Source organism: Streptomyces sp. NPDC045678 (genome assembly GCF_056432085.1).
On sequence record NZ_JBWKJS010000002.1, the window covers coordinates 707441 to 724263 of the forward strand.

A 16823-nucleotide genomic window follows, 5' to 3' on the forward strand; every position below is an offset into this window, starting at 1 on the left:
TCGATGGAGGTTTTGCCCCGCACGGAGTATCCATGCGCGCATGACGAACCACGACACGCAGGGCGGGGTCGGCGGGCCGCCCGGACTGCCTCCGCCTCCCCCGCTCGGCGCGACCGCACTGCCACCGGGCACGTACGACGGGACGGTCGTCCTCGTCACGGGTGGCGGGACGGGGCTCGGCAAGGCCGTCGCCGCCGAGTTCGCGCGGCTCGGCGCCGACCTGGTGATCGCGAGCCGCAAGGAGGACCGGCTCAGGGCGGCTCGGGACGAACTGGCCGCGCTGGGCGGGCGCGTGACCTCGGCGGTCTGCGACATCCGGGACGCCGATCGGGTGGCCGAGGTCTTCGACGCGGCGCAGGAGGCGTACGGGCTGCCGGGGGTCCTGGTGAACAACGCCGCCGCCAACTTCCCCGTGCCCGCCGAGGACATGTCGCCGGGCGCCTGGCGCGCGGTCGTGGACACCACGCTCACCGGCACGTTCCTGATGACGCGCGAGTTCGGCCGCCGTCACCTGGCCGCGGGCACCCCTGGCTCGGTCATCGACATCGGGGCTTCCTACGCGTGGACGGGCGGTCCCGGGTTCGCGCACAGCGCGGCGGCCAAGGCGGGCGTGAAGAGCCTGGTGGAGACCCTCGCCGTGGAGTGGGGGCCGTACGGCATCCAGGTCAACGGCCTGGTGCCGGGGCTGATGCCGCACGACGACATGACCGCCGACATCCGCGGCAACCTGGACCCCGCCGGGGCACCGGCCGGCCGCCAACCCGCCCTCCGCGTCGGCCTGCCCCGTGAACTGGGCTGGGCCGCCACGTTTCTGGCCTCCCCGTACGCGCGCTTCGTCACGGGGCACACGCTCGTGGTCGACGGCGCGAACTGGCAGCGCAGGGGGCTGGTCAGTCCGCGGGTGGTGACGGTGCGGGAGCAGATGGGGAGGGCGGCGTTCGACGGCGGCGCGGCTCCCGGTCGGCAGACCTCCGACGTGGGCGCCACCGAGGCCGGTACCGCGGCCGCTACTTCCCCTCGAACGCCGCCGGCCGGCCCGCCGCCTTCGCCCCGTACCCCTCCCGGCAGTCCTCCGACGTGAGCGTGATCGCCGCGTTCATCGCGACGCGGTCGAGGGCTTCCGCCATCCCCGCGTCGGCGTACGCGTCGATGCCCCGCTTGATGCCCTGCACGGCGAGCGGCGCGTTCGCCGCGATCTCGGCCGCCACGGCCCGCGCCGCATCGCTCAACTCCTCGACGGGCACGACCTGTTGGAGAAGGCGCAGGCGTTCTGCCGTCGGCGCGTCGATCCGGCGCCCGGTGAGGGCGAGCAGCTTCGCCCATCCCGCGCCGGCCTCGCGGGCGATCCGCAGGTCACCGCCCGCGTCCACGGCGACGCCGATGGCCGCCTCGGGCAGCGCGAAGACCGCGTCGTCCGCCGCGATCCGCACATCAGCCATGAGCGCCAGTTCGAAGCCGAAGCCCAGGCAGTACCCCTGGACGGCCGCGACGACCGGCTGCGGAAGCCGCGCGAAGGCACGGAAGCGCTCATGGGCCCAGCGCAGCCCCTCGTAGTAGTCACGGGTGCGCTCGGCGCCGGAGCGGCCGGTGATCGCGCCGCCCGGCGCCGTGATGTCGATGCCCGCGCAGAACGCCCGGCCCTCGGCGCGCAGCAGCACCGCCCTGATGGACCCGTCGAAACGGATCCGGTCGGCGAACAGGCCGAGTTGGCGGGTGGATTCCCAGCTCCACGCGTTGAGCTTGCGCGGTCGGCAGAGGGTGAGGATGCCCAGCCCGTCCTCGACGTCGAGGCGCAGCCTCTCCTCGCCCGCCGGGATGTCCGTGCCGATGGTGTCGATCACGCGCGCAGGTTACGCGCATCGACTCGACGACTGAAGACTCAACGACCGAAGACCTCGAACGCCACCGCGGGCTTGCCGCCGAACCGCGGCGCCAGGGACCGCGCGTTGCCCGTCAGGAACGTACGGCAGTACTTCTCGGGGTCGTCGTCCGTCAACGCCTCGATGTATGTGCGGTGTTCGAGGAGCGAGGCGACCGAGCGCTCCAGGCCCGCCGAGGCGTCCACGGCGTGCGTGGGTGTCGAGGAACCGGCGACGGCGACCCACCGCACACCGTTCCACGGTTCCAGGCCCTGCTCCTCGATCAGCTCCGGGAAGATCCAGCGGTTGCCCGCGTCCGCCGCCGCGTCCAGCGTGGCGCGGCCGACGGCCACGTGGTCGGGGGTGTTCCAGGCGACGCCGCCCCAGGTGTCGCGGTGGTTGAGCGTGATGACCAGCTCGGGGCGGTGCCTGCGGATCGCGGCGGCGATGTCGCGGCGCAGCGCCGTGCCGTACTCGACGACTCCGTCCTTGTGGTCGAGGAACTCCACGGTGTCGACGCCGACGACGGCCGCGCTCGCGCGCTGCTCCCGCTCGCGCAGCGGGCCGCAGGTGGCCGGGTCGATGGTGTCGATGCCGGCCTCGCCACGGGTGGCCAAGAGGTACGCGACCTCCCGGCCGCCGTCGGTCCAGCCGGCGATGGCGGCCGCGCACCCGTACTCCAGGTCGTCCGGGTGGGCGACGACGGCGAGCGCGCGCCGCCAGTCCTCGGGCATGGGGTGAGCTGGTCGGCAGGGGCGGCTGAACTCTGCGGCTCGGTCATGGTTACCAGCCTATCCGCGGGGTCAGACAACGGGCCGGGCGTCGGGCCGGGGCGGGGCGGGGCGGGCTCCGTTACGCCTCGCCGTGCACGAGCGCGAGCAGCCGGTCGAGTACGCGCGGTCCGCTCACGCGCAGCCCGTCGTGCTCGAACTCGTCGGTGACCCAGGTGCGCAGGCCCCGGATGGTGCGGGCGGTGCGCAGGGCGTGCTCCGTGTCGACGTACAGGTCGTCGTGGTAGATCGCCGCGGCCACCGGCACCTCGTTCGCGGCGAGGCGCTCGGTGTCGTACAGGCGCGGCCAGTCGGTGCGCTCGGCGAGGAGGTCGGCGGTCTCGCGGAGGGGGCGCAGCGCCGGGTCGCTGTCGAACATCCAGCGCTGCACGGCCTCTCCGGTGAACAGCAGCGGGGCGCCGCCCGCCAGGGTCTTCTCCGGGTCGAACTGCGGGAATTCGCCACGCATCCGCTCGGCCGACCAGGCGGTGGGCCGCCCGCCCTGGCCGTAGATCGCCTCGTGCAGGACCGCGAAGAGCGGGTTGCCCGCGTACGAGAGAGCCGTCCGCATGTTCTCCAGGAAGGCGTCGGAGAGCGCGGGCCCCGCGGGGGTCGGCACGAAGGCGTCCTCCAGGAGGTAGTGCAGACGGTGGCTGCCGTCGCCCGTCCCCAGCAGCATGCCGAGGGACTGGAAGGCAGGGACGGTCAGCTGGTAACCGCCTTCCAGAACGGTCTCGTGCTCGGCGAGGCGGGCGGCGATGCGGCGGGCGCGCTCGACGTCCTGGGGGTAGCGGGCGTAGTGCGCGGCGCTCTTGCGCTCCATGCGCGGGTAGGCCGCGCGGTAGACGTCGTCGGCGTGGCCGTCGAGGGTGGGCAGGCCGCCGGTGATCAGTGCGGCGGTGAGGCCTTCGGGCGCCGACGCCAGGTAGTGGGTGGCGCAGAAGCCGCCGAAGCTCTGCCCGAGGACGGTCCAGGGGGCGCCGCCCGTCACCTCGGGGCGGATCGTCTCGCAGTCGCGGACGATGGAGTCGGCGCGGAAGTGGGCGAGGTAGTCGGCCTGTTCGCGGGGGCCGCCGCGCAGCGGGAGCGTCTGGCGGTTGGCGGGCGTGGAGCTGCCGGTGCCGCGCTGGTCGACGAGGAGGACGCGGTAGTCCTGGAGGGCGCGGTCGAGCCAGGACTCCGCGCCGTTGAAGCGGGTTGCCCCGAAGCCCGGGCCGCCCTGGAGGTAGACCAGCCACGGACGGTCCGCGCCGCCGCGCGACGCCGAGACCGCTTCGCGCGCGAAGATCTCGATCCGCTCCCCCGCCGGGTCGTTGTGGTCGAGCGGCACGCTGAAGCGGCGGTCGGTGAGTACGACTCCAGGCTGACGGTACGAGAGGGTCACTGGGGCTCCTGGCGAGGCGGCGGATCACTGTCTACGTAGGGCCAGTCCAGCACACACGTCGGGCCGGAGGGCTGCCGGGTACGCTGCATCCATCCGATGACCGACTAGGAGGAGCCCGCGATGCGTGTCGCTCTGTTCCTGACCTGCGTCAACGACACGCTGTATCCGGATACGGGCCGGGCCGTGGTGAAATTGCTGACCAGGCTGGGAGTTGACGTCGACTTCCCGATGGCGCAGACCTGTTGCGGGCAGGCGCACTACAACACCGGTTACCGCCATCAGGCGGAGCCGCTGGCCCGGCATTTCTCCGATGTCTTCGGTTCGGACGCGTACGACGCGGTCGTGACGCCGTCGGGGTCGTGCGGGGCGATGGTGCGGGAACTGTACCCGCGCATGGGTGAGCGGGCCCGTGCGGAGGGCCGGGGCGGCAGCCTGGCGCGGGCCGTCGCACCGGTGGTCCCGAAGACGTACGAACTCACGGAGTTCCTGGTGGACGTCCTCGGTGTTATTGATGTGGGCGCGTACTACCCGCACACGGTGACGTACCACCCGACCTGTCACGGCCTGCGGGCGCTGGGCCTCGCCGACCGGCCCACCCGGCTCCTCGGGGCGGTGAAGGGCCTTGAGCTGGTCGAGCTGCCCGGCGCCGAGGAGTGCTGCGGTTTCGGCGGCACCTTCGCCGTGAAGAACGCCGACGTCTCGGCGGCCATGGGCGCCGACAAGGTGCGGAACGCCGAGTCGACGGGGGCCGAGGTGCTGTGCGCGGCGGACAACTCCTGCCTGATGCACATCGGCGGCACGATGGCCCGGCTGCGCACGGCCGTGCGTCCCGTGCACATCGCGGAGATCCTGGCGAGCACGGAAGAGGACGCCGCCCGGGCGGAGCACGGGCCGGCCCGCACGGAGAAGGAGGCCTTGTCATGAGCGGCGGCACGTTCGTCGGCATGCCCGCGTTCCCCGCGGCCGCGCGGGAGGCGGTCGGGAACACCACGCTGCGCGCCAACCTGCGTCATGCCACCCACACGATCCGCGACAAGCGTGCCCGCGCCGTCGCCGAGCTGTCCGACTGGGACCGGCTGCGCGAGGCGGGAAAGCGCATCAAGGACCACACGCTGCGCCATCTCGACCGCTACCTCGTGCAGTTGGAGGAGTCCGTCGAGCGGGCGGGCGGCACCGTGCACTGGGCGGCCGACGCCGAGGAAGCGAACCGCATCGTCGCCGACCTGGTCAGGGCCACCGGCGAGACGGAGGTCGTCAAGGTCAAGTCGATGGCCACGCAGGAGATCGGCCTCAACGAAGCCCTGGAGGCGCAGGGCATCCGTGCCTACGAGACCGACCTCGCCGAACTCATCGTGCAGCTCGGCCGCGACCGCCCCTCGCACATCCTGGTGCCCGCCATCCACCGCAACCGCGGCGAGATCCGTGACATCTTCCGCACGGAGATGGCCGACTGGGGCCGGCCGGCGCCGGACGGGCTGACCGACACCCCCGCCGAGCTGGCCGAGGCGGCGCGGCTGCATCTGCGGGAGAAGTTCCTGCGCGCCAAGGTGGGGATCTCCGGGGCGAACTTCATGGTCGCCGAGACCGGCACGCTGGTCGTCGTGGAGTCGGAGGGCAACGGCCGGATGTGCCTCACGCTCCCCGAGACGCTGATCTCCGTCGTCGGCATCGAGAAGGTCGTGCCGGGCTGGCGCGACCTCGAGGTGTTCCTGCAGACGCTCCCCCGCTCCTCGACCGCCGAGCGCATGAACCCGTACACGTCGATGTGGACCGGCACGGCCGACCAGGACGGCCCGGGCACCTTCCACCTCGTCCTGCTGGACAACGGCCGCACCGACACCCTCGCCGACGAGGTGGGGCGTCAGGCGCTGCGCTGCATCCGCTGCTCGGCGTGTCTCAACGTCTGCCCGGTGTACGAGCGGGCGGGCGGGCACGCGTACGGCTCGGTGTACCCGGGGCCGATCGGCGCGATCCTCAGCCCTCAGCTCCGGGGGACCGGGAGCGAGATCGACGCCTCGTTGCCGTACGCCTCCTCGCTCTGCGGGGCCTGCTACGAGGTGTGCCCGGTGGCCATCGACATCCCCGAGGTCCTCGTGCACCTTCGGGAGCGCGTCGTGCAGGGCGGCGAGGCGACGCGGGGCGGCAACAGGGTGACGCTGAGGCCTGCGAAGGGGCATGCGGCGGAGCGGGCGGCGATGCGGGCGGCGGGGCTGGCGTTCGCCCGGCCGGGTGCGCTCCGGGCGGGTCAGCGTCTGGCGTCGCGCACCCGCCGGCTCCATCCGCGCACGCTCCCCGGTCCCGGCAGGGCCTGGAGCGCGACCCGGGATCTGCCGGAGGTTCCGGTGGAGCCGTTCCGCGACTGGTGGCGGCGCACGCACGGCGGCAGCGGCGGCAGCGGCCGTACGACCGAAGGGAACGGCCGGTGAGCGGGGTGCGTGGCGTGAGCGGCAGGGACCGGGTCCTGGGGCGGGTGCGGCGGGCGCTCGCCGACGTGCCGGCCGACGACCTCGCGTACGAGGAGGCGGTGGAGCGCGATTACGCGCGCGAGCACGGCGGGCGGACCGTCGAGGAGACCGTGGACCTGCTCGCGGAGAACCTCGCCGACTACCGCGCGATCGTGCACCGCTGCACGGAGGACGAGGTGTCGGACCTGCTGATGCGCCTGTACGCGGAGCGCGGCTCCGAGACCGTGCTGGTGCCGCCGCAGCTGCCGCCGCACTGGCTGGCGGCCGCCGACCCGGTGCGGATCCACGACCGGGCGGTGAGCACGCCGCACGAGCTTGACCGGGTCGACAGCGTCATCACGGGGTGCGCCCTCGCGATCGCCGAGACCGGCACGATCGTGCTCGACGGCTCCCCGGACCAGGGACGGCGCCGCATCACCCTGGTGCCGGACCACCACGTCTGTGTCGTCCGGGTGCCCGGCCAGGTCGTCGCCTCGGTCCCGCAGGCCCTCGAACGGCTCGCTCCGGCGCGGCCGCTGACCTGGATCTCGGGGCCCTCCGCGACCAGCGACATCGAGCTGGACCGGGTCGAGGGAGTGCACGGGCCGCGCACCCTGGAGGTGGTGCTGATGAGCGGTGAGTGACGGGCGCGGCTAGCGTGAGGGCATGATCCGGTTCGAGCAGGTGACCAAACGCTATCCGGACGGCACGACGGCCGTGGACGATCTCTCCTTCGAGGTCGCCGAGGGTGAACTGGTCACGCTCGTCGGCCCCTCGGGCTGCGGCAAGACCACCACGATGATGATGGTGAACCGGCTCATCGAACCGACGTCGGGCCGCATCTACGTGAACGGCGAGAACATCGCCCACGTCGACCCGGTGCGCCTGCGCCGCCGGATCGGCTACGTCATCCAGCAGGTCGGCCTCTTCCCGCACCGCACGATCCTCGACAACACGGCGACCGTCCCCGCCCTGGTGGGCTGGAAGAAGGCGAAGGCGCGGGCGCGGGCGGCTGAGCTCCTCGAGCTGGTGGGCCTGGACCCGAAGACGTACGGCTCCCGGTACCCCGAACAGCTCTCCGGCGGCCAGCGCCAGCGCGTCGGCGTGGCCAGGGCGCTCGCCGCCGACCCGCCCGTGCTGCTCATGGACGAACCGTTCGGCGCCGTCGACCCGGTGGTGCGCGAGCAGCTGCAGGACGAGTTCCTGCGGATGCAGGCCGCGGTCCGCAAGACGGTGCTCCTGGTCACGCACGACATCGAGGAGGCCGTCCGGCTCGGCGACCGGATCGCGGTGTACGGGCAGGGGCGCATCGAGCAGTTCGACACGCCGGGGGCGGTGCTCGGGGCGCCCCGGACGCCGTACGTCGCCGAGTTCGTGGGCGCCGACCGCGGGCTGAAGCGGCTCTCCGTCACCGAGATCCAGACCGACGACCTGGAGGAGCCGCCGCTCGCCCGGCTCGACGAGCCCGCCGCGCAGGCCGCGGCCCGGCTGCGCGAGGAGGAGGCGCGGTGGGCCGTGGTGCTGGACACGGACGGCGATCTGCACGGCTGGGTGGGCCTCGACGAGCTGGCGCTGGCCGGCACCGGCGGCACGGTCGGCGACCTGGCGCACCGCATGAAGTCCTGGGTACCGGTCGGCGCCCCGCTCAAGCAGGCCTTCGGTGTGATGTTGCAGCACGACGCGGGGTGGGTCGCGGTGCTCGACGGGGCGCGCTTCCTCGGCGTGCTGACTCCGGCGAAGCTGCACGAGGCGCTGCGCCGCTCGGTGGACGCGGACGCGCAGGGCATCCAGCGGACCGAGGTGTGGTTCGACTCGGTGTCAGACGCTTAGAGCGCCCCTTAAGGGGCGCGGGGAACTGCGCGACGAGCCACGTCCGACCGGCAGGTGAAGACCGGTCAGAGCAACCCCTTGTCCCGCAGGTAGGCCAGCGCCACGTCCTGCGGCAACCGCCGCCAGCTGTCGACCTGTTCGTTCATCGACGCCAGGTCCTCCGTCGTGAGCACGGAACCAAGGCGCCCCAGCGCGGCCGCGACGCCCTCGCTGCCCGCCCGGGCGCGGTTGACGACGGGCACGAGGTAGTCGGCGTTCTGCAGGTTCTTGTCGTCCTCGAGGAGCACCAGACCGAAGTCGTCGAGGGTCGCGTCCGTGGAGGTGGTGAGCACCATCTGGTCCTGGCCGCCCTGGACGGCCTTCTTGGCCTGGGTCGTGCCGACGCCCTTGGGATCGACCCCGGTGATGTCGATGCCGTACACCTTCTTCAGACCCGGGGCGCAGTAGGGGCGCTGTACGCATTCGTCGCCCGCGGCGAGCCGTACCTTCAGGCCCGCTCGGCCGAGGTCGCTGAGGGTCTTGAGCTTGTGCTGCTCGGCGTAGGAGGCGGCGACGGCGAAGGCGTTCTGGTCGACGGCCCTGCCGGGGTCGAGGACGGTGAGGCCGCGCGGGGCGGCGAGGCGGCGCAGGGCCTTCATGGTCGCGTCGAGGTCGGGCGATCCGACGGGCTGTGCGTCGGCGCCGTTCTCCTTGGCGTTGAGCCAGTCGGCGAAGGTCGCCGCGTACTCGGGGACGACGTCGATCTGGCCGGACTCCAGGGCGGGTTCGTACAGCTCGCGGTTGGCGACGGACAGGATGCGCGTGCGGTAGCCCGCCTTGTTCAGGAGCAGCGTGTACATCTGGGCGAGCAGGTCGGATTCGGTGAAGCCCGCGGAGCCGACGACGAGGCTCTTGCTGTCGCCCGGAGGCGCGGTGACCTCGCCCCTGGTCTCCAGGGAGGGGCCGGTGGCGCAGCCGCCGAGGAGCAGGAGGACGGTGGCGCCTGCGAGCCCTGTACGCCGCCTCATCCGGCCTTCCCCCGGACCCGCGCCCACCCGGGCGCGAACCGTTCGGCCACCTCGAAGGCGCCCTCGACGAGCAGCGCGAACACGGCGACGAGGATGGCGCCGGCCACGACCTGCGGGGTGCTCGCCAGGTTGAAGCCCGCCGTGATGATCCGGCCGAGTCCGCCGCCGCCCGCGAGCGCGGCGATGGTGGCGGTGGCGACGAGCTGCACCGCGGCGATGCGGACGCCGCTGAGCACCAGCGGAAGGGCGAGCGGCAGTTCGACGCGCCACAGCATCTGGCGTCCTGTCATTCCCATGCCGCGCGCCGCCTGGACGACGCTGCGGTCGACGCCGCGCATGCCGACGTACGCGTTGGTGAGCAGCGGCGGTACGGCGAACAGGACGAGCGCGACGACCGTCGGCCCCTCGCCCCACGTGCCGAGCGGGGTGAGGAGCAGCAGGACCAGGACGGCGAAGGTGGGGACGGCGCGGCCGACGTTGGAGATGTTCACGGCGAGCGCGCCGCCCTTGCCGAGGTGGCCGAGGACGAGCGCGACGGGCAGGGCGATGAGGCAGCTGAGCAGGAGGCAGACGACGGTGAGGACGAGATGCTGGGTGAGCCGGTGCCAGATGCCGTCGTCGCCGGCCCAGTGCGCCGAGTCGGTGAGCCACGACCAGGCGTCGCCGAGTGTCTTCATGGGCGTACCGCTCTCGTCGCTCGTTCCCAGGGGGTGAGGACGCGTTGCACGCCGAGCAGCAGCAGGTCGGCGGCGACGGCGATGACGACGCAGAGCACGGACGCGGTGAGCACCTGCGCTTTGAAGTAGGTGTTCATGCCGGTGTAGATGAGGTTGCCGAGCCCGCCGAAGCCGACGATCGCGCCGATGGTGACGAGGGAGACGGCGGAGACCGTGGCGATGCGCAGTCCGGCCATGGCCGCGGGCAGCGCGAGCGGGAGTTCGACCGTGAGCAGGAGGCGGATCGGGCCGTAGCCCATGCCGCGGGCGGCCTGCCGGGTGTCCTCCGGTACGGCGCGCAGCCCGGCGAGGATGTTCCGCACGAGCAGGGTGAGCGAGTAGAGGACGAGGCCCGCGACAACGAGCGAGGCGGAGAGGCCGTACACCGGGAGCAGCAGCGAGAACATCGCGAGTGAGGGGATCGTGTACAGGACGGTGGTGAGCGCGAGGACCGGTCCCGCGGCGAGGGCCCAGCGACGGGCGAGCACGGCAAGCGGCACCGCGACGACGAGCGCGATCAGGACGGAGAGCGACGTCAGTTGCAGGTGCTGCACGACCGCGTCGAGCAGGATCTGGCGGCGGGTGCTCAGATACTCACCGCAGATCCACTCGTTGCGCGCGAGGCAGTCGTCGGGAGGCGCTGTCACCCGTTCATTCAAGGCGCAGGTGCCGGGGGACGGCGCGTTCTGGTGACCCGTACGGGTCGAGGTGGCACCCTGCCCCGAGCACGTGCTCGGGGCAGGGCGAAAGGCGCGGTCTCGGTCGGTCGCTCCCCGTGCCGCCCTCCTCGCCTGCGCCCGCAGCGCGTCGACCGCGATGCGGGCGGTGGCGCCGATGACCGCGTCGGCCGCGGGGAGGATCGCCGCGGTGCCCGCGGCGCGGGTGAAGACGGCGACGGCTTAGCGGCCGCCGTCGAGGTATGCGACGACGCCGACCTCGTCGCGGAGCGTGGGGAGACCGCCGGTCTTGCCCGCGACGTGGACGTCGTCGTAGGGGAAGCCCGACGCCATCCGGTGCGGCCAGACCTGGAGGCCGAGGAGGCGGCGCAGCGCGGGGCCGTGCTCGGGGGCGCAGGCCTCGTCCCGCCGGACCGCGGCGAGGAGGCGGACTATGTCGCGCGGGGTGCTGCGGTTGCTGCGGGCGGGGCCGAGCGCTCGCAGCCGCGGTAGCGGTACGCGGGGGGTCGGGCGGGCCGCCAACTCCCGCCCGTTCGGGTCGTGTTCATGGCGGCCCCGGGACTGTGGCCGAGCCACCCCGGGTGACAGTCGCGAGCTGACGCACCATGATGGGTGTGTCATGGAGACTTCGGGACCGACGCTTCGCTCCCGGCCGCGCGACGGTCGCAGGACCACCGCGCCGCCGGGGGTGTCGGCGTGGTCGGTCTCTGCCGTGCGGCAGGGAGCGACGACCGGACGTCCGGCGTCGCGGTCCGTCACCCTCTCCCTCGCGGGCACCCTCTTCGCCGTCGCCGCGCACCATCTCGTGTTCGGGTCCATGCTCGGGCCCGTGCCCGCGTGGGACGCGCGGACGGTCGCCGCCGCGGTTCTGTTCCACGCCGCGATGTCGCTCCGCCTCGCCCTGCCGCAGGACGACGTCCGCCGCAGCCGGTGGGCCGCAGCCCGCGGGAGGTGGGGTTCAGGCATCCACGGGAGGTGGAGCTCAGACATCCACGAAAGGTGGGGCTCAAGCACCCGCGGGAGGTGGGGCTCAAGCACCGGCACGCCCGGGCCGACCCCCGCGTCCCGCCCGGCGAACCCACTCGGCGGCGGCTCCCTCCCCCGGACACTGCGCCTCCTCTGGGCCTTCCTGGCGCGACTGCTGCGCCCGTTCCGCGCACCCCGGGCCCTCACGCCACCGCCCCCGGCGGCACCGCACCGTCCGGCGCGTCCCGCCCGTGCGCTCCCCGCCCCCCTCCTCCTCGCGGACGCGCTGGTACGGCGGGGCCCTCCGGCCCGCCCGCCGCTCACCGTCTGACCCGGACCACGGCACGTCCACCGTGCCGGCCGACGCGGACGGGAGCGGCTCCGGCCTGCCGATTCCGCACATTCCGCTGCGCTTTTCGGCGCCGCCCCGAGGCGTGTCCGTACGACGACACCGCGCGCGTGTGCTGCGGCGCCAGGAGGGACCACCATGTCCAAGACCGTCGTCGTCATCGGCGCGGGCCCGTACGGCCTGTCCGCCGCCGCACACCTCAGGGCACGCGGCATGCCCGTACGGATCTTCGGCGCCCCCGTGGCGAGCTGGGCCCGGCGCATGCCCGCGGGCATGCTCCTGCGGACGCCGCCCGCCGCCACCGAACTGGCGACCCCGCGCGAGGGGTTCACGCTCAACGACTACTGCCGCGACGCGGGAGAGCGCAGGCTCGGTGACCACGACCAGGTGCCCGTCGGCCTGTTCCTGCGGTACGGGAGGTGGTTCCGGGAGCGGCTGGTACCCCGTGTCGAGGACGAGCGGGTGGCCGCGGTCGACCGGGGCGCGGACGGCTTCCGGGTGAAGCTGTCGTCGGGCGAGGTGCTCAGGGCCGGAGCCGTCGTCGTGGCCACCGGACTCACCGGGTTCGCGCATCTGCCCGCGCCCCTCGCGGCGGCGGCGTCCGGCGGGCCCGCCGCCCTCGGCCTGATCTCGCACAGCTCCCAGCAGACCGACCCGAGCAGCTTCGCGGGGCGCAGCGTGACCGTCGTAGGAGCCGGTCAGTCCGCACTGGAGAGTGCCGCGCTGCTCCATGAGGCGGGCGCGGAGGTGCAGGTGGTGGCGCGCGGTTCACGGATCCGGTTCGACGCGCCGCCGTCGGGGCCGCAGTGGCGCCCCGACACTCCGGCGGGCCGCTCCTGGACCATGTACGGCCTCACGCGCCGGCCCGCCGCGTTCCGACGGCTGCCCGCTGCCGCCCGGCTCCAACTCGCCGAGCGGGCGTTGCGGCCTGGCGGGGCGTGGTGGCTCAGGGAGCGGTTCGAGGGCAGAGTGCCCGTCCTCGCGGGGCGGGAGATCACGGGAGCGGAGACGTACGGCGGGGGGATCACCCTGCGGACGACGACGCCCGACGGACGTACCCAGACCGTCGAGTCCGAGCACGTCCTGGCCGCGACGGGCTACCGCGTCCAGTTGGAGTCCCTGGAGTTCCTCTCCCCCGAGCTGCGCGCGGACCTGATACGCGTCGGCGGGTTCCCCGTACTGGACAAGGGGTTCTCCTCCAGCGTGCCGGGCCTGTACTTCACCGGGCCGTCCGCGGTGGCGACGTACGGCCCCGCGATGCGGCTGGTCAGCGGCACACGGTTCGCGGGACCTCGGCTCACGAAGTCCGTGGCGGCGTGCTGCGACGAGTGAGCGCGCGCCGCGACGCGGCCCGGGGCCGCCGCGCGCTCACCTCGACAGGAGCAGGGCGACCAGCCGCTCGGCCTGTTCGCGCGGGTCGGGCGCGCCGGCCCAGCCACCCGTCATCAGGAGGTGGTGGACGGTTCCGACGAGGGCGAGCGCCGTCGTGGCGGTGTCGGTGCCGTCGGCGACACGGCCGAGCCGCAGTTCGGCGTCGAGGTAGGCGGTGAGCGCGCTCTGGACGGCGCAGAAGCCCGGTGCCCCCTCCGCCAGGGCCTCGCGGATCCGCTGGGAGGTGGCGTTGCTCGTCAGGGCCAGGCCGACGACCCTCGGGTCGAGGGAGTCGAGGAGCCCCAGCGCGAGGCCGGTCAGGTTCGCCGCGACGGTGTCCTGACCCGCGCGGGCGGGCAGTTCCCGGGCGCGGGCCGCGGTGCGCGCGAACCGGTCGAGCACGAGCTCGGCGACGAAGGCGTCCACGCCCCCGAAATGCGTGTGCAGTATGCCTTTGGCGCAGCCCGCCTCGCTCGTGACGGAGCGGCTGGTGAGGGCCGCGGCGCCCTCGCGGGCGACGATCCGCTCCGCGGCGCAGAACAGCCGCTCACGAAGATCGGGGATCGCGACTCCGCGCGGTGACATGACTTCCTCCTCGACACGACGCTCCTCGGCACGACCACGCCACGGCACAGCACGGCCACACCACGGCAAGGCACGGCCACACCACGGCGTGAACACACCGGAACAACCCGGCGCCCCCGCCGCCCCGTTGCCAGAATGGGCGCCCGCCCATACTGTTTGGGCGGGCGCCCATTCTAACGGTGTGCCCATATCGCCATGCATCAGGGGGCACGGAGTGCAGAGCATCATCAACACCGAGCAGGCACAGGCATGGAACGGTTACGAGGGCGAGCACTGGGCCCGCAACCAGGACCGCTGGGACGGGGTGAACGCGGGCTTCAACACCCCTCTCCTGGACGCCGCTTCGGTCGACGCCGACGACCACGTCCTGGACATCGGCTGCGGCGCCGGGCAGACGACCAGGCTGGCCGCCCGCCGCGCGCACGGCGGTCACGCGCTGGGCCTCGACCTGTCGGCGCCGATGCTGGCGGGAGCGCGCCGGGCAGCCCGCCAAGAGGGCCTGGACAACGTCTCCTTCACGCAGGGCGACGCCCAGGTCCACCCCTTCGTCCCGGCCGCGTACGACGTCGCGATCAGCCGCTACGGCGTTCTGTTCTTCGCCGACCCCGTGGCCGGTTTCGGCAACATCGCCCGCGCGCTGCGCCCCGGCGGACGCGCGGCGTTCATCTGCGGCGCGTACCCCGAGGACAACGAGTGGCTCCAGGCCTTCGCCGCACTGGACGACCTGCTCCCCCTCGGCGGCTTCGGCGCACCCGGAGGCCCCGGCATGTTCTCCCTCGCGGACACCGACAGGACCTCCGAGGTGCTGTCGGCCGCGGGATTCGAGCGCGTCGAGGCACGGCGGGCCGAAACGTACGGGACGTGGGGCAGGAACGCAGCCGACGCGGCCGCCTTCCTCCTCGACTCGGGCCCCGGCCGCCACCTGACGAGCCAGGTCACCCCCGAGACCCGCGACGAGGCCCGCTCTCGCCTGACGGACATCCTGCGCCCCCACGAGACGGACGGAGCGCTGCGACTGCGCAGCGTGGCGCTGTTGGTGTCGGCGGTGAGGAGTACGGGACCGACGGGGACGACGGAGCTTGCCTGAGCGGGGACGAGGCCAAGGCGCGGGCTGAGCGGGGTCGAGGCCGGGGTCGGCACCGGGGCCAGGGTGAGAGTCGGGGCCGAGGCCGATATCGGAGGCGGTGGCGCACTCGCCCCTCGGCAGGGAGCCCTGAAGGCGACGGGAGGGGGCGGTGGACCTCGCCTGGGCGGGGTTGCCGTCGGGAGCGGTGCCGCACTCGGCCGGGTGGGCAGGCCTCCCACGGCACCGTGGAAGCTTGGCGGGGAGCCGGAGTTGGACGGCAAGTTGGGGGTGCACGCGAAACGGGCGACGTGGGGCTCGCGTTCGCCGCGTGACCGGCGGTCGCTACGATGCGCTGCGATGAGACAGTCGCAGTGGATTCGGCGCGCCGCCCGGCACACTTGGTGCCGCGTCGCGTCGGCCGCTGCGCTCCTCTCCCTCGTCACCACGTTGTTCATGTGCCTCGGCCCCGTCGCGCCCGACGGAGGCCACGAAGGTACGGGGCACGCCACCGCCGTCGCCGTCACCCATGCACCGTCCTCCGCCCCCTTCGACCACCGCGTGTCAGCCGTCGAAGGCTCCGACTGCCCGGACGGCGAACACTGCTGCGCGCCCTCCGCCCACGGCGTCCGCGCGACACCCGCCCCCGCCGGACCGGCGCTCTCGGACATCCACCGGCAAGTGCACTGGCCCCAGGCGCAGTCGGCGCCCGGCCTCACGCCGGAAAAGCCATCGAACCGCGGCTCTCCCGACCTCCACATGCTCCAGGTGCAGCGGACCTAGGCGGACCCCGGCAGGGCGGCCCGCGCATGCGGCCTGCCCCGCTGACACGGCATCCACCGACCCAGACTCCGCCACCACCGCCGCGCTCCCTGCGGCGAGGACAAGGAACCCCCATGGCCAAGGCCAAGGCCGGCAAGCCGAACAGACCGAACGGACCGAACAAGCCCAGTAACCCGGGCAGCTCCAACAAGCCCGATAGGCCCAACCATCCCAACAAGCCGAGCAAGAAGGCGGTCGCCGCGGAGCGCAGAGCCCGTGTCGAGGCGATGCAGCGCGCCGAGCAGGCGCGCGAGCGGCGGAACCGCATCATCACCGTCTCGGTGAGCACGGTGATCGTGGCCGCGCTGATCGGCTTCGGCGCGTACGCCGTCGACCGCGCCGACGACAAGGAGGAGCAGAAGACCGCCGCCGCGAAGAAGCCCGTGCGGGGCGAGAAGACGTGGGACGCCAAGAAGCTGGGCCGCAACCACGTCGAGAAGGCCGTCGACTACCCGATGACACCGCCGGTCGGCGGCGACCACAGCCAGGCCTGGATGACCTGTGAGGCCAAGGTCTACAAGAAGCCCATACCGAACGAGAACGCCGCGCACTCCCTGGAACACGGCGCCGTCTGGGTCACGTACAACGACGACGCCCCCGACGCCGACGTCAAGAAGCTGGGCGACAAGGTCTCCAAGACCTCGTACAGCCTCATGAGCCCGGTCGAGAAGCAGCGGAGCCCGATCATGCTGTCGGCCTGGGGTCACCAGCTGACCGTCGACAGCGCCGCCGACCCGCGGGTCGGGGAGTTCTTCAGCAAGTACGTGCAGGGACCGCAGACCCCGGAGCCGGGCGCCGCGTGCGCCGGAGGGGTCGACTCCGCGTGACCCGGTCCGGGGGGGGGGGGGGGGGGGGGGGGGGGGGGGGGAGGGAGGGGGGGGGGGGGGGAGGGGAGGAGGGGGGGGGGGGGGGTCCGAACTGTGAGGTGGTGTGTAGCAGTCCGCTCGACAGGCCCTGCTCCCGCTGCGGCACGCCGTCTG

Annotated in this window: 17 protein-coding genes and 1 pseudogene; 10 read left to right on the plus strand and 8 right to left on the minus strand. The window is 73.2% G+C overall.

The genetic code is table 11. The features are described 5' to 3' along the window. Positions 1–40 precede the first annotated feature (40 nt). The gene (locus AC07DO_RS09625; protein WP_479058166.1) at positions 41–1081 is read left to right on the plus strand and encodes an SDR family oxidoreductase; all 1041 of its coding nucleotides are present in this window, start codon (positions 41–43) and stop codon (positions 1079–1081) included. Here the strand turns inward: AC07DO_RS09625 and AC07DO_RS09630 are convergent. The 3 genes from AC07DO_RS09630 to AC07DO_RS09640 form a co-directional block, all read right to left on the minus strand. Then, positions 1008–1841, minus strand: a complete 834-nt coding sequence (locus tag AC07DO_RS09630) for an enoyl-CoA hydratase/isomerase family protein (protein WP_479058168.1) — start codon at positions 1839–1841, stop codon at positions 1008–1010. The two genes, AC07DO_RS09625 and AC07DO_RS09630, sit on opposite strands and share 74 nt — an antisense overlap. A gap of 38 nt (positions 1842–1879) precedes the next feature. Then, a complete protein-coding gene (locus AC07DO_RS09635) occupies positions 1880–2593 on the minus strand; it encodes a PIG-L deacetylase family protein (protein WP_479058170.1) in 714 nt (237 codons plus the stop codon). A gap of 118 nt (positions 2594–2711) precedes the next feature. Further along, on the minus strand, positions 2712–4013 hold the full coding sequence (locus AC07DO_RS09640) for an alpha/beta fold hydrolase (RefSeq protein ID WP_479058171.1): 1302 nt from the start codon (positions 4011–4013) through the stop codon (positions 2712–2714). Between the two features lie 120 nt (positions 4014–4133). On the opposite strand from AC07DO_RS09640, the gene AC07DO_RS09645 reads away from it, so the two are divergent. The 4 genes from AC07DO_RS09645 to AC07DO_RS09660 are packed head-to-tail and all read left to right on the plus strand — an operon-like array spanning position 4134 to position 8287. Further along, positions 4134–4937, plus strand: a complete 804-nt coding sequence (locus AC07DO_RS09645) for a (Fe-S)-binding protein (protein WP_479058173.1) — start codon at positions 4134–4136, stop codon at positions 4935–4937. Beyond that, positions 4934–6439, plus strand: coding sequence for a LutB/LldF family L-lactate oxidation iron-sulfur protein (locus AC07DO_RS09650; RefSeq protein WP_479058174.1), 1506 nt, complete (start codon positions 4934–4936; stop codon positions 6437–6439). Before AC07DO_RS09645 ends, AC07DO_RS09650 begins: the two co-directional genes overlap by 4 nt. Positions 6440–6453: 14 nt before the next feature. Next, a complete protein-coding gene (locus tag AC07DO_RS09655; protein WP_479058176.1) occupies positions 6454–7101 on the plus strand; it encodes a LutC/YkgG family protein in 648 nt (215 codons plus the stop codon). A 22-nt stretch (positions 7102–7123) separates the two neighbouring features. Continuing rightward, positions 7124–8287 (plus strand): ABC transporter ATP-binding protein, encoded by a 1164-nt coding sequence (locus AC07DO_RS09660; RefSeq protein WP_479058178.1) that lies wholly within the window; start codon positions 7124–7126, stop codon positions 8285–8287. A gap of 65 nt (positions 8288–8352) precedes the next feature. Here AC07DO_RS09660 and AC07DO_RS09665 read toward each other — a convergent pair whose 3' ends face one another. The 4 genes and pseudogenes from AC07DO_RS09665 to AC07DO_RS09680 all read right to left on the minus strand — a co-directional run. After that, positions 8353–9294: an ABC transporter substrate-binding protein gene (locus tag AC07DO_RS09665; RefSeq protein ID WP_479058179.1), complete on the minus strand. Its 942-nt coding sequence runs from the start codon at positions 9292–9294 to the stop codon at positions 8353–8355. Next, a complete protein-coding gene (locus tag AC07DO_RS09670; protein WP_479058181.1) occupies positions 9291–9971 on the minus strand; it encodes an ABC transporter permease in 681 nt (226 codons plus the stop codon). Before AC07DO_RS09670 ends, AC07DO_RS09665 begins: the two co-directional genes overlap by 4 nt. Then, positions 9968–10657, minus strand: a complete 690-nt coding sequence (locus tag AC07DO_RS09675) for an ABC transporter permease (RefSeq protein WP_479058581.1) — start codon at positions 10655–10657, stop codon at positions 9968–9970. Before AC07DO_RS09675 ends, AC07DO_RS09670 begins: the two co-directional genes overlap by 4 nt. A 147-nt stretch (positions 10658–10804) precedes the next feature. Further along, positions 10805–11179: pseudogene (locus AC07DO_RS09680) on the minus strand (serine hydrolase); the annotation flags it as partial. 127 nt (positions 11180–11306) lie between these two features. Between AC07DO_RS09680 and AC07DO_RS09685 the strand changes: the two are divergent. Together AC07DO_RS09685 and AC07DO_RS09690 are read left to right on the plus strand one after the other, a co-directional pair. Beyond that, positions 11307–11984, plus strand: a complete 678-nt coding sequence (locus AC07DO_RS09685; protein WP_479058183.1) for a hypothetical protein — start codon at positions 11307–11309, stop codon at positions 11982–11984. A 156-nt stretch (positions 11985–12140) separates the two neighbouring features. After that, positions 12141–13334, plus strand: a complete 1194-nt coding sequence (locus tag AC07DO_RS09690; RefSeq protein WP_479058184.1) for an NAD(P)-binding domain-containing protein — start codon at positions 12141–12143, stop codon at positions 13332–13334. A gap of 36 nt (positions 13335–13370) precedes the next feature. Here AC07DO_RS09690 and AC07DO_RS09695 read toward each other — a convergent pair whose 3' ends face one another. Then, entirely contained in the window at positions 13371–13958 is a 588-nt protein-coding gene (locus AC07DO_RS09695) for a TetR/AcrR family transcriptional regulator (RefSeq protein WP_479058186.1), read from the minus strand. A gap of 214 nt (positions 13959–14172) precedes the next feature. Here AC07DO_RS09695 and AC07DO_RS09700 point away from each other — a divergent pair, with 214 nt between their 5' ends. From AC07DO_RS09700 to AC07DO_RS09710, 3 genes are all read left to right on the plus strand, one after another. Continuing rightward, complete coding sequence (locus AC07DO_RS09700; RefSeq protein WP_479058187.1) at positions 14173–15045, plus strand: class I SAM-dependent methyltransferase; 873 nt, start codon at positions 14173–14175, stop codon at positions 15043–15045. 336 nt (positions 15046–15381) lie between these two features. After that, on the plus strand, positions 15382–15804 hold the full coding sequence (locus AC07DO_RS09705) for a hypothetical protein (RefSeq protein ID WP_479058189.1): 423 nt from the start codon (positions 15382–15384) through the stop codon (positions 15802–15804). 266 nt (positions 15805–16070) lie between these two features. Then, positions 16071–16670, plus strand: a complete 600-nt coding sequence (locus tag AC07DO_RS09710; RefSeq protein WP_479058583.1) for a DUF3105 domain-containing protein — start codon at positions 16071–16073, stop codon at positions 16668–16670. Positions 16671–16823: the final 153 nt, after the last annotated feature.